This is a genomic window from Paenibacillus sp. FSL P4-0184, assembly GCF_038004625.1.
Taxonomy (GTDB): Bacteria; Bacillota; Bacilli; order Paenibacillales; family Paenibacillaceae; genus Paenibacillus_AQ.
Map to the genome: position 1 here is coordinate 17,161 of NZ_JBBORN010000001.1, position 11,847 is coordinate 29,007.

Genomic DNA, 11,847 nt, shown 5'->3' on the forward strand with positions numbered 1-11,847 from the left:
CTATAGGTGGTTAATAATTTCGTCTGCAAATGCGGAGCATTTCAGCTCAGTTGCACCTTCCATCAGACGGGCAAAGTCATAAGTCACGGTCTTATTGTTGATAGCAGTTTCCATACCTTTATAAATCAGGTCCGCTGCTTCCTGCCAGCCCAAGTGCTCCAAGAGCATTACGCCGGACAGAATAACAGAACCAGGATTCACAACGTCTTTGTCTGCATATTTAGGAGCTGTACCATGGGTAGCTTCAAAGATGGCGTGGCCAGTAATGTAGTTAATGTTCGCTCCAGGAGCGATGCCGATGCCGCCGATTTGTGCAGCCAGTGCGTCGGACAGGTAGTCCCCGTTCAGGTTCAACGTAGCAATAACATCGAAATCAGTTGGACGAGTCAGAACTTGTTGCAGTGCGATATCCGCAATTGCATCCTTGATAATGATTTTGCCAGCAGCTTCAGCATCCTTCTGAGCAGCATTAGCGGCAGCCTCACCGTCACGTTCCTTAATCACATCATATTGACTCCACGTGAAGACCTTATCTCCGAACTCTTGCTCAGCTACTTCATAACCCCAGTTTTTGAAGGCACCTTCAGTGAACTTCATGATGTTTCCTTTGTGAACAAGCGTTACGCTCTTACGTCCGTGCTTGATCGCATATTCAATTGCAGCGCGCACCAAGCGCTTCGAACCTTCGGAGGATACCGGTTTGATACCAATACCAGAAGTTTCAGGGAAACGGATTTTGTTAACTCCCATTTCTTTTTGCAGGAATTCGATGACTTTCTTCACTTCAGCAGAGCCTTCTTGATATTCAATCCCTGCATAGATATCCTCTGTATTCTCACGGAAAATAACCATATCCACCAGCTCAGGACGTTTAACAGGAGAAGGAACACCTTGGAAATAACGAACTGGACGCAGACATACGTACAAATCCAATTCTTGACGCAAAGCTACATTCAATGAACGAATACCGCCTCCGATTGGAGTAGTAAGTGGTCCCTTGATCGCCACAAAATATTCGCGGATTGCTTCCAACGTATCATTTGGCAACCATTCACCATATGTATTGAAAGCTTTTTCGCCAGCAAATACTTCGTACCAAGCGATTTGCTTAGTGCCACCATAAGCTTTAGTTACTGCTGCATCAAGTACGCGCTTGGAAGCTTTCCAAATATCACGGCCTGTGCCGTCACCCTCGATAAAAGGAATGATTGGATTATTCGGAACTTGTAGTTTTCCTTCTTTAATCGTGATTTGTTCGCCTTCTGTAGGTAGATCGAATTTTTCTAGTTTCAACATTTGAGTGTATTCCTCCTAAAGTTTTGTGGGATTTAAATAGCATTGACAAGCATCGAACAAAACTCTCATCATCATTAAAATCAAAAATTTAAAACACTATTGCTAGGGTTCATTCTACTAAACTTTAGGAGCAGCCCGCAAGGCTGCTCTTCTATCTTTCGTCTACTGGAACGTATTTCTGTTCAACCATACCCGTGTATTCTGCACGTGGACGAATAATGCGGTTATCTGTATATTGCTCCAGAATATGCGCAGTCCAACCTGAAGTCCGGCTAATTGCAAAAATAGGAGTGAACAGTTCACGATCTATGCCTAGCTGTGTATAAACAGAAGCCGAATAGAAATCAACATTCGGTCTTAATCCCTTTTGCCCGGTAATCAATTGTTCAATATTTACGGACATGTCGTAAAGGGTGGTGTCATTTTTCATCGTGCCAAGCTCCAGCGACATTTTCATCAAATGTTTTGCACGTGGATCACCATTCTTATATACTCGATGACCGAAGCCCATGATTTTCTCACGGTTATCCAGTTTCTTACGGATAAACGGTTCAACCGCTTCCAAACTTCCGATCTCCTCTAGCATCTTCATAACTGCTTCATTCGCCCCACCGTGAAGCGGGCCTTTGAGCGCACCAATAGCGGAGGTGACCCCAGAATAAATATCGGATAATGTCGCAACTGTAACCCGGCCAGCAAAAGTTGAAGCATTCAGCTCATGGTCCGCATGAAGAACAAGTGCGGTATCAAGTGCTTTGACAGATACGCTGTCCGGCTCTTTTCCCCACAGCATATACAGGAAGTTCTCAGCAATAGAAACGCCTTCTTTCGGAGCCACTGGTTCAAGCCCCTTGCGAATACGCGACAGTGCCGCCACAATTGTTGGGAGTTGTGCCTGCAGTTTTACCGCCTTAATCTCGTTCGCTTCTCTGCTCATATCGTCAGCCGCTTCATCATAGAGAGCAAGGCTTGATACAGCCGACCGCAATGCTGCCATGGTGTTGGCGTCTTTTGGATAGAGCTTCATTTGCTCGATTACCTGTTCAGGAATCTGTGCGAAGGCACTAAGATCCCGCTTGAGCGCTTCCAGCTCTGGCACCGTCGGCAGACTGCCGAACCATAACAAATAAGCTGTTTCTTCGAAGGTAGCATGTTCTGCAAGTTCATCAATATCATAACCGCGGTAAGTGAGTACACCATCCACAATAGAACTAATGGATGAAGTTGTTGCAACGATACCTTCCAAGCCTTTGGTAGCTGTCATAGCATATCTCTCCTTTGCCAACAAGGTATAAAAACAATCTTAGTTCCATGAAAACATTTCCAATTCAAAGCATTAAAAAATCTAATAAGTGCGTGTAAGAACATTTCCGTCAGGAATGCTGTATGACCAACATGCTTCGTATCTTTATTCATCATACTGGATTTTGTCGGTTATGTGAACAATGTGGAAGCTTTGGAGCGCATCAAATGATTTTATCAGAGAGATAGAAAAAAACTTCTAATCCTCTGATTCAATTTTTCCATTTCAGTTTAGAGATTCCGGCCCATTCTAATATTTATCCCGCATTCTAGTCTTTAAATCGATCCTATGAATATATATGAAGACGAGCTCTTATTCCCCTGTCTATGCAGGAATGAAGAAGGTGTGGTCTCGGTATGGATCGTTTGGTATTAAAAAGACTGCTGCGCGGCCTGTGGGTCGTTCTGGCAACTTCCATCCTCCTGCTCGCAATCTATTTATTACTTCCGCTGTTATACCCCCTGTTGCTCGCTTGGCTGCTCGCATATATCATGCATCCATTAGTACTTATTCTTAAAGGCTTTAAATTACCAAGCTGGCTTGCGGTATCACTCGCGCTGCTATTTTACATAGGCGGAATTACACTAGTCTTAACCGCGATGATTACAAGACTCGTAAAAGAATTGATCGTCTTGCTGCAAACCTTTAATCTCCACACCGACCAATGGAAGGATCTTCTGATGTCCTTAAGCCAGAATGCAAGCATTCAGAACATCATCAACCAGATTAATCAATTCTACCGAGATAATCCTGACTATCATGCTACGATTGACAGCAATATCAGCAGAACAACGGAAACTGTAGGTTACGCAGTCACGCAAGTGGTCACGGGATTTTTTAATGTAATATTGAAACTGATTTCCGCACTTCCTAGTATGGGTACGATTCTTATCGTGGTTGTCCTTGCTGCCTTTTTCATTAGTACGAGTTGGGAGCGTCATAATGATAAGCTTACAGGCTGGCTGCCGACAGTATTCCTAAAGCCTGTGTCAGATATCTGGAGAGATTTACGCAGGGCGCTCTTCGGTTATCTTCGCGCACAGGTCATCCTGATCTCCATCACAGCGATCATTGTAGTAATCGGGCTGCTGCTGCTGGGTGTGAAGTCTGCATTTGCTATCGGCTTAATGATTGGCTTTGTGGATCTATTGCCTTATCTCGGTGTGGGAATTGTGATGCTGCCTTGGGCGTTATATTCTTATATGACGGACAATCTGGCACTAGGGATAGGACTATCCATACTTTACGCTGTTATTCTTATTACCCGGCAGGTGCTTGAGCCGAAAGTGCTCGCCAGCAGCATCGGGCTCGATCCCCTTGCCATGTTGATTGGCATGTTCGCCGGTCTGCAGTTGTTCGGTATGCTGGGGCTGATCATCGGTCCCGTTGTCCTAGTAGTCCTTGTTGCCTTTAACCGAGCGGGCGTATTCCGAGCTTTGCACAGCTACATTGTTAGCGGCAGATTAAGGTAGGAACCGATAATCATCATTTCGTAAAATAGCAAACAGAGCGGGCCCTTCAGCAATGACAGGGGTCCGCTCTGTTATCGTTGTAAACAGGATACTAACGACGGTAAAAGGTGAAGGTGCCATTCTTCATCTTCTTCTCAATCCACTTCAGCAAAAATATACGGTACAAAGGCCGAGTTAATGGAAATACTAACGTGAAACCGACAATATCGGTTACGAAACCCGGCAATATCAGTAGCAATCCTCCGAAAAAAATACATAAACCATCCAGCATCGTCCGACCAGGAACGCGGCCCTCCTGCATATGTGTTCTGCTGTCCTGCAGCACTTTCTTACCTTCAAATCGCATCATTAGTAGACCGATTACTGAAGTGGTCAGCATAAGCAGCAACGTTTTAAATGCTCCAAGTTGATCTGCTACGTAGATAAAACCGAATAATTCCACAGCAGGAATAATAAATAGTCCAGCCCATAACCATTTGCTTCTAATCATACTGAACCCCCTTCTTCCCGCAGCGCCTCTTTTATTGCGTGAAAGAGCTCTGGAAGGGCTCTATCCAGCCTAGCAGGCCTCCATTCCTGGTTCACCCAAACATGACTTGTCGTGCCGGTAACCAGCAGCTCCCCAGGTGGATCCATCGACCGCAACTCCCCTAGAGTAGCCAATAAATCTTCTGAATTTCCACCTTCTTCTTCCGAAAGCCTCCGCACTTGATACTCAAATACGACTCGTAACGCTGAGAAGGTAGTCATTCGCGCATACACGGAGATAAGATCATCATATCGCGCCGGACTTTTAAATTGCAAATCTGCTGAGGTGACAGGAAGTAAGACGCCTTGTTTCTCAAGTTCGCGATAAGTAAAACCAACCTGACGAAACATCTCCGTACGACCAGACTCAAACCAGTTCAAATAATTCGCATGATACACGACACCCATCTGATCACTTTCCTGATAGCGAACACGCAGGGTCGACTTATACCATCGGCTGGGCAAGCCAGCTCGTTCTAATTCCATCTATAAATACTCCTTTCAGCATAGCAGCAAGGAAGCGTTAAGCCTGGGCCCCGCCTGAAGATAGCGGCGTCGATAATTTGCGCCGAGAGCTTCTGGCAACATAGAACAGCAGCATTGCTCCTGCGATAGAGCTCAACATACAAGACAGATTCATTACTTCTACCCCGCCTTGATTGAGCAAGAATCCATTCAGTAAATTACCGACAATGCCAGAAAAACCTGCAAACACCATATTAAATACACTTTGGCCAGTGGCCTGCATCTCGTTAGACGTGATCTGAGATACATATTCGACTGCAGCAATATAAAAGAACCCAAATGAAAGACCATGCAGCACTTGCACTCCGATCATTACCGTTGGATAAGGAAAGGCAACCTGAATACCCCACCGCAAAACATAAATAAGAGCCCCAAGGAGCAAGGTCCGCTCACGACCCAACCTCTTAATCACCTTAGAAGCAAACAGCATGGAAGGCACATTCGTCACCGATGCGAGAAAGAGCGCAATCCCTGCATAGCGTGTAGACCCTCCAACCGATTGAAAAGCGATTACAAAGTATGTACCAAAAGCTGCCATCGTCTGGTTCACAAGAAAGCTGCCACCCAAAAACGCAAGGAAGACCCGATTCCCCAGCAGTTGTCTTACCCCCTGAGTAAATGATTGCCTCATCATATGATTCTCTTCCGCCTGCTTCGGCAATGTAAACGCAATAAGGACTGCAATCAGATTAAAAAAGAGAAAAGGTAGCCATATCGTGGATACAGAGAAGGTAGATACGTATACCCCTCCTGCATAAGCTCCCAGAGCCGCTCCAATGCTCATCATAAGCCGGATGCTACCGTAAGTGGCTCCAGCTCTATTCGCCGCCGAGATCGCGTAAGAATCGGCTATAGGAGCCTGTGTAGAGGAGAAGATCGTTGAGCACGTATACACCAGAAGAAGTACAATGAAATATTCCGAACGATAAAAGACGGCTAGTAAGGCCGGAACCGCCACACTTAGGATTAGTACTAAACGCGTCTGATTATACCGATCAGAGATAATCCCCCACATCGGCTGAATGGTAATTGCAACTAGTGTGCCTGTTGCCATTAGTATACCTATCTGTCCACTATTAAGTCCATTATGGACCAGCAGCAGCGAAAGATAAGAGCCAAATGAACCGCCGGCCAATCCTAAAAATAGATAAAAGCCGCGCAGCTTCGATAATTTTTCCATTTGTACTATGAGTCCTCCAACTTTATATTTTTATATTTTAACAGAACACCCGTACTTCATATGTAATCATCGCATTTAATATAGCAGTACTATAAAGGCGGTGGACAAGTTGAGCATAAAATATAACTCTCTCATGGTAAATCATCCTTGTCTAACAGACAAATCTAATGCGAGCAATAGACAAAGCTCTGCCTTTGGCTGGTCATCTAAGAACTGGAGTGGCTACACTGTTACTGGTAGAAAAGGCGCTTTCAATCGCATTTCCGGCGAATGGACCGTCCCATACGTAAGACCAACCCATAAATCCACCTATTCCTCCGCATGGATTGGCATCGACGGCTTCAAGAACAGCAGCCTTATTCAGACGGGAACAGGTCATGAATTCGTAAATGGGATTGCCCGTTATTACGCCTGGTGGGAAATACTACCTGACGTCGAGACCGTAATCCCTTTTCCAGTATACCCCGGAGATCATATGAAGGGTACTATCACAAAAATAAGCCACACGAAGTGGTCTATCACACTCCTGAATTTAAGCCGAAATTGGACCTTCCGAACGCTTCAGCGATATACTGGTCCGCAGACCTCCGGCGAATGGATTATGGAGGCTCCTGAGGTCGATGGTTCCATCGCAAAGCTGGCCCGCGTGGGCACTACCTGCTTCAACTGCTGCCGAATCAATGGAAAACGACCTAGGTTAACTCTTTCTAATGGAGGGATCATGGTCCAGAATAGCACCACCGTTGCGGTTCCTTCCAGTCCAAGCCCTCGAGGGGACTCTTTTAGCGTCAAACGTATATACTAACAGCATAAATGGATTCAGCACAAAAAAAAGAGCTGCCTCATTTGTAGATTTTCACTACATCTGAGACAGCTCTTCTATTTTGCGTAAAATCTACGAATCAGGCAAAGCTCAGTCGAGTACTACTCGATTGTGCTTACTTTTACCAAGTTAGTGGAACCGGAACGTCCAAGTGGAATTCCTGCAGTAATCACAACTAGGTCGCCAGCTTGAACCAGACCGGAGTCCTTACCACCTTGGATTGCTGTTTCAAGCAATTCATCTGTGGAAGTAGCTACTTTACCGAATACTGGCGTTACGCCCCAAACGAGGGACAATTGACGCATAGTTCTTTCTTGTGTCGTAACAGCAATGATTGGTGCTTTAGGACGGTATTTGGAAACAACGCGTGCAGTATGACCTGTAACAGTCGAAGAAAGAATAGCCTTAGCGTTCAGATCCAAAGCGGAAATTGCAACGGATTGGCTGATAGCTTCTGTAACTGTAGTTTCTTGTAAAGTTTGTTGTTTTGAGAAAATTTCACGGTGGTCCAGAGCGGACTCCGCTTTCTCAGCAATACGGGACATTGTAAGAACGGATTCTACTGGATATTTACCAGCAGCAGTTTCTCCGGAAAGCATGATTGCATCTGTTCCGTCGAAAATAGCGTTTGCTACGTCACTTGCTTCAGCGCGAGTAGGACGTGGGTTACGTTGCATAGAATCCAGCATTTGTGTAGCTGTGATTACTGGTTTGCCAGCAACGTTACATTTTTGAATCATCAATTTTTGAGCCAAAGGTACATCTTCAGCTGGAATTTCAACACCAAGGTCACCACGAGCAACCATCAGGCCATCGGAAGCTTCTAAAATTTCATCAAGGTTGTCAACACCTTGTTGGTTTTCGATTTTGGAAATGATTTGAATGTGAGAAGCGTTGTTTTTCGAAAGCAGCTCACGAATTTCCTGAACGTCGCTAGCTTTGCGAACGAAGGAAGCGGCGATAAAATCGATGTCCTGTTCGATACCAAAAAGAATATCGTTGGTGTCTTTTTCCGTAATACCCGGCAAGGAGATGTTTACTCCTGGTACGTTAACGCCCTTCTTGCTCTTGATCGTACCACCGTTTACAATACGGGTCTTGATTTCAGTTCCTTGAATGTCGACAACTGTCAAACCAATCAGACCGTCATCAATAAGGATGGTGGAGCCTACTTGAACATCATTAGGAAGCTCGCTGTACGTGATGGAAATACGTTCTTGGGTGCCAAGGATTTCTTCCGTAGTTAGTGTCAGGTACTCGTCCTGAACTAGTTCAATCGGTTCTACTTCCAACTTGCCTGTGCGAATCTCCGGTCCTTTTGTATCGAGCAGGATAGCAACAGTTTTGTTCAGTTCCTTAGATGCTTGACGGATCGTTTTAATCCGAGCACCATGCTCTTCAAAATCGCCGTGGGAGAAATTCAAACGGGCCACATTCATACCAGCCAAAATCAATTTTTTGATATTCTCCAACGATTCACTCGCAGGTCCGATCGTACATACAATTTTACTTTTCCGCATTAGGTTTTCCTCCGTTTTTTCGTTCTCTCTGTCTCACTTTTTCCAACTACAAAATCTACTACAAGGCTAACTAATTAAATAGGAACTTTGTCACATGTGCCTTTAACTACGCCCTTATGAATATTACTGCAACTTAGACACAAAATCAATGTTGTAGGCTCTTTTAGATGTAATTTGAGCTCGAATTATCTGAACGCACAAAAAAAATTAAAATAATCCCGGCATAACGTCGAGATTATTTTAATTCCAATAAAATGTATAATTTACACTTAATTCAAAATGGTCTACTAAGTATGGTTATATGTCTTAAAGTGCAAATGGAAAGGCACGATTCACACTTCAGATTCCACTTCTTCTTCAAGGAAAATCTGCTCCTGCTGGACTTCAGCAAACTCACCTATTTTACGGAATTTACGATAACGATCTTCTTTCAATTCCGCTCTATCCAGAGGAATCAGCTCCTGCAAGTGACGCCATAATGCATCCTTAATTGCAGCTGCCGTAGCTTCATAATCACGATGAGCGCCACCTTTTGGCTCAGGAACAATCTCTTCGATGACTTCCATTTCAAGCAGATCAGATGCCGTTATCTTCATGGCCTCCGCGGCTTGATCAGCCTTCGAAGCATCCTTCCATAGAATTGATGCAGCACCGTTAGGAGATATCGCCGAATAAATGGCATGCTCCAGCATAAGCACTCTATTACCAACTGCCAATGCCAGTGCGCCACCACTTCCGCCTTCACCGATGACCACACAGATTACAGGGACACCAAACTGAGACATCTCGCGTAAATTACGTGCAATTGCTTCAGATTGTCCTCTTTCCTCAGCTGTATTGCCTGGATATGCACCTTTCGTATCTACAAAGGTTATAATGGGACGATTGAACTTGTCCGCTTGCTGCATCAGACGCAGTGACTTACGGAAGCCCTCAGGGTGTGCACTGCCGAAAAAGCGTAAAATATTCTCTTTCGTATCTTTACCGCGCTGCTGGCCAATGACCGTAACCGGGACGCCGTTAAGTTTGGCGATACCGCCTACAATAGCAAGATCATCCCCAAACATTCGATCCCCGTGAAGCTCGATAAAATCTGTGAAGATCTGCCCCATAAGATCAAGAGAAGTCGGACGTCCTTGATGTCTAGCTAGATGCATTTTTTGGGAAGGGGAGATATTAGAATACACTTCCTCCTCAAGTACACGGTACCGTTCTTCCAGTCTTGCTACCTCATCCGTAAAATCAATACTTTTCTCTTCGCCAAACTGCTTTAGCTCGGCAATTTTCTTTCGCATTTCAACCAGAGGCATTTCAAAAGGCAACTCTCCTGCCAACCTAAAATCCCCCTTTCACATCATGCAATTCCAAAATTTTGGTCAGTGTGGCGCGCATTTCTTTACGGTGCACAACCATATCAATCAAGCCATGTTGCAGATTAAATTCAGCCGTCTGGAAATCATCCGGAAGCTTCTGGCGAATTGTCTGTTCAATGACTATACGTCCTGCGAAACCGAATACCGCCCCAGGCTCAGCAATAATAATATCGCCAAGACTAGCAAAACTCGCAGATACTCCGCCAGTTGTCGGATCCGTAATTATAGAAATATAAAGGCCGCCCACTTCGTTGAAACGAGCAAGCGCTGCACTTGTCTTCGCCATTTGCATAAGACTTAGAATACTCTCCTGCATTCTCGCTCCGCCAGAAGTAGAGAAAATAAGGAGTGGAAGCTGCTTCTCCGTGGCTTCTTCAATCGCCCGGGTAATCTTCTCACCAACTACAGATCCCATACTGCCGGAGAAAAATTCGAAATTCATCACAGCTACGATCACTGGATGTCCGCCAATAGATCCCTGCCCCGTAATCACGGCATCAGTTTGTCCCGATTTTAGTTGCTGTTGCTCCAGTTTAGAGGCATAACCCGGGAATTTCAGCGGATCTATAGAATACATTTCACTATCAAACTCAATAAAGCCCTCTGGGTCTAACGTCATAGCAATACGCTCTACGGCGTTCAAGCGCAAATGATGACCACAAGTAGGACATACTTTTAGATTCTTTTCCAATTCCTTGCTATACTGGATCGTTCCGCATTTATTACATTTACTCATTAATCCTTCTGGAATTTCCCGTTTGGGGCGTTCGCCTTCTGCAGGCACGCCGCTTCGCTCCAGACGTTCTGAAGGAATAGTCGCGTACTTCCGTTTCTTCTGAAATAAATCTTTGAACACACCCGCACCTCTTCAGCCGTTTATTTGCGTTATGCAGCTTGCCGCTGTCATGACTTTTCTCTTGATAGAAATTCAGGGATGCAGAATAAGATTAAGGACTTCCTGTACTTCCTCCAGTTCACCCGAAGGAACCAATATCTCAAACTGCTGCTTGGACATATTGATTGGACGGCATTTTACTAAAAAACCTTCTTCAGTCAGCTTACTCTTAATCATATCCGCCACTTTGGCGGTCGGCGCGATATATATTACCGTCCACATGCCTTGCAAGGCCTCCCCAATCTTAATTCCCAGCCGTATCCCGTATAATGGAATTATGATAACACAGTTTTCTTTTTTCCCGCAACAGGCGTAGGGCAAAGGAAGCAAGACTGAGGAACTCGTTCAAACGAAATGAATCGGGTCATTTATTCCGTGTCCGTGACTAGAGGATATACTTTTGCCCCTTCCTGCCGATGAGCGATTCTAGCAGAAGCAGCTGCAGCGATACCCGCTACTAAGTCATCCAAGAACACGTGAATCCTTCCCTTATCATCGTTCAATTCACCAATGATTCCAAGCTTTATTTTGTCCAAGTACCCAAATCCTGTAAGTCCGATCATCCCATATACCCCTGTGATGCCAAGGGCTAGAGTCTCGTCCGCTCCATAAAGTGATTCATCCGCTTCCATTACTGCCTGGAGCGGCTGCGGAAGCAGTCTTTTCTCTGCCAGCTCATCAAGTGCGATCCCCGTCATTAACGTGTACTGCACTTCTCTTTTTCCCAATACAGATTTTACACTGGAAAGGCATTCTTCCTTAGATAAACCGGGATAATAGACCGATTGTAAAATATATACGATTTCAGCAATGGAAGAAAGTGATACGCCTCTACGTTCCAACAGATCAACTGCCATTTGATAGGACATGATGTGATTCCCCTTTCCGCCCAGGGATTCGCCCTGTGGTTTCCTAATGTATGCGGAAAAGGG

General features: G+C 45.0%; 12 protein-coding genes. 2 read left to right on the forward strand and 10 right to left on the reverse strand.

The window, feature by feature from the left end; all coding sequences use genetic code 11:
* Both icd and MKY52_RS00095 read right to left on the reverse strand, forming a co-directional pair.
* A complete protein-coding gene (icd, locus tag MKY52_RS00090; RefSeq protein ID WP_042125986.1) occupies positions 1 to 1,296 on the reverse strand; it encodes an NADP-dependent isocitrate dehydrogenase in 1,296 nt (431 codons plus the stop codon).
* 151 nt (positions 1,297 to 1,447) lie between these two features.
* Positions 1,448 to 2,560: a citrate/2-methylcitrate synthase gene (locus tag MKY52_RS00095; RefSeq protein WP_042186527.1), complete on the reverse strand. Its 1,113-nt coding sequence runs from the start codon at positions 2,558 to 2,560 to the stop codon at positions 1,448 to 1,450.
* A 395-nt stretch (positions 2,561 to 2,955) separates the two neighbouring features.
* Here MKY52_RS00095 and ytvI point away from each other — a divergent pair, with 395 nt between their 5' ends.
* A complete protein-coding gene (gene ytvI, locus MKY52_RS00100) occupies positions 2,956 to 4,071 on the forward strand; it encodes a sporulation integral membrane protein YtvI (RefSeq protein WP_076283318.1) in 1,116 nt (371 codons plus the stop codon).
* A 91-nt stretch (positions 4,072 to 4,162) separates the two neighbouring features.
* On the opposite strand, the gene MKY52_RS00105 is transcribed toward ytvI, so the two are convergent.
* The 3 genes from MKY52_RS00105 to MKY52_RS00115 are packed head-to-tail and all read right to left on the reverse strand — an operon-like array spanning position 4,163 to position 6,304.
* Positions 4,163 to 4,561, reverse strand: coding sequence for an FxsA family protein (locus MKY52_RS00105; protein WP_042186523.1), 399 nt, complete (start codon positions 4,559 to 4,561; stop codon positions 4,163 to 4,165).
* The gene (locus MKY52_RS00110; RefSeq protein ID WP_042186522.1) at positions 4,558 to 5,085 is read right to left on the reverse strand and encodes an acyl-CoA thioesterase; all 528 of its coding nucleotides are present in this window, start codon (positions 5,083 to 5,085) and stop codon (positions 4,558 to 4,560) included. Before MKY52_RS00110 ends, MKY52_RS00105 begins: the two co-directional genes overlap by 4 nt.
* Before the next feature lie 37 nt (positions 5,086 to 5,122).
* Positions 5,123 to 6,304 (reverse strand): MFS transporter, encoded by a 1,182-nt coding sequence (locus MKY52_RS00115; protein ID WP_341049180.1) that lies wholly within the window; start codon positions 6,302 to 6,304, stop codon positions 5,123 to 5,125.
* 109 nt (positions 6,305 to 6,413) lie between these two features.
* Here MKY52_RS00115 and MKY52_RS00120 point away from each other — a divergent pair, with 109 nt between their 5' ends.
* The gene (locus tag MKY52_RS00120) at positions 6,414 to 7,109 is read left to right on the forward strand and encodes a G1 family glutamic endopeptidase (protein WP_341049181.1); all 696 of its coding nucleotides are present in this window, start codon (positions 6,414 to 6,416) and stop codon (positions 7,107 to 7,109) included.
* Positions 7,110 to 7,228: 119 nt separating this feature from the next.
* Here the strand turns inward: MKY52_RS00120 and pyk are convergent, their stop codons facing one another.
* The 5 genes from pyk to MKY52_RS00145 form a co-directional block, all read right to left on the reverse strand.
* The gene (gene pyk / locus MKY52_RS00125; protein ID WP_042186514.1) at positions 7,229 to 8,647 is read right to left on the reverse strand and encodes a pyruvate kinase; all 1,419 of its coding nucleotides are present in this window, start codon (positions 8,645 to 8,647) and stop codon (positions 7,229 to 7,231) included.
* A gap of 332 nt (positions 8,648 to 8,979) precedes the next feature.
* On the reverse strand, positions 8,980 to 9,981 hold the full coding sequence (locus tag MKY52_RS00130) for an acetyl-CoA carboxylase carboxyltransferase subunit alpha (protein ID WP_042186511.1): 1,002 nt from the start codon (positions 9,979 to 9,981) through the stop codon (positions 8,980 to 8,982).
* Between the two features lies 1 nt (position 9,982).
* Positions 9,983 to 10,876, reverse strand: coding sequence for an acetyl-CoA carboxylase, carboxyltransferase subunit beta (accD, locus tag MKY52_RS00135; protein ID WP_042186509.1), 894 nt, complete (start codon positions 10,874 to 10,876; stop codon positions 9,983 to 9,985).
* A gap of 72 nt (positions 10,877 to 10,948) precedes the next feature.
* Positions 10,949 to 11,137, reverse strand: a complete 189-nt coding sequence (locus tag MKY52_RS00140) for a hypothetical protein (protein WP_042125966.1) — start codon at positions 11,135 to 11,137, stop codon at positions 10,949 to 10,951.
* A 146-nt stretch (positions 11,138 to 11,283) separates the two neighbouring features.
* The gene (locus tag MKY52_RS00145) at positions 11,284 to 11,784 is read right to left on the reverse strand and encodes a phosphatidylglycerophosphatase A family protein (protein ID WP_042186505.1); all 501 of its coding nucleotides are present in this window, start codon (positions 11,782 to 11,784) and stop codon (positions 11,284 to 11,286) included.
* Between the last annotated feature and the right edge of the window lie 63 nt (positions 11,785 to 11,847).

Bases quoted from the DNA above. Each gene is read 5' to 3' on its own strand.
- ytvI (WP_076283318.1), top strand. From the start codon at position 2,956: ATGGATCGTTTGGTATTAAAAAGACTGCTGCGCGGCCTGTGGGTCGTT.
- MKY52_RS00145 (WP_042186505.1), bottom strand. From the start codon at position 11,784: ATGTCCTATCAAATGGCAGTTGATCTGTTGGAACGTAGAGGCGTATCA.
- MKY52_RS00095 (WP_042186527.1), bottom strand. From the start codon at position 2,560: ATGACAGCTACCAAAGGCTTGGAAGGTATCGTTGCAACAACTTCATCC.
- icd (WP_042125986.1), bottom strand. From the start codon at position 1,296: ATGTTGAAACTAGAAAAATTCGATCTACCTACAGAAGGCGAACAAATC.
- pyk (WP_042186514.1), bottom strand. From the start codon at position 8,647: ATGCGGAAAAGTAAAATTGTATGTACGATCGGACCTGCGAGTGAATCG.
- MKY52_RS00140 (WP_042125966.1), bottom strand. From the start codon at position 11,137: ATGTGGACGGTAATATATATCGCGCCGACCGCCAAAGTGGCGGATATG.
- MKY52_RS00115 (WP_341049180.1), bottom strand. From the start codon at position 6,304: ATGGAAAAATTATCGAAGCTGCGCGGCTTTTATCTATTTTTAGGATTG.
- MKY52_RS00110 (WP_042186522.1), bottom strand. From the start codon at position 5,085: ATGGAATTAGAACGAGCTGGCTTGCCCAGCCGATGGTATAAGTCGACC.
- MKY52_RS00105 (WP_042186523.1), bottom strand. From the start codon at position 4,561: ATGATTAGAAGCAAATGGTTATGGGCTGGACTATTTATTATTCCTGCT.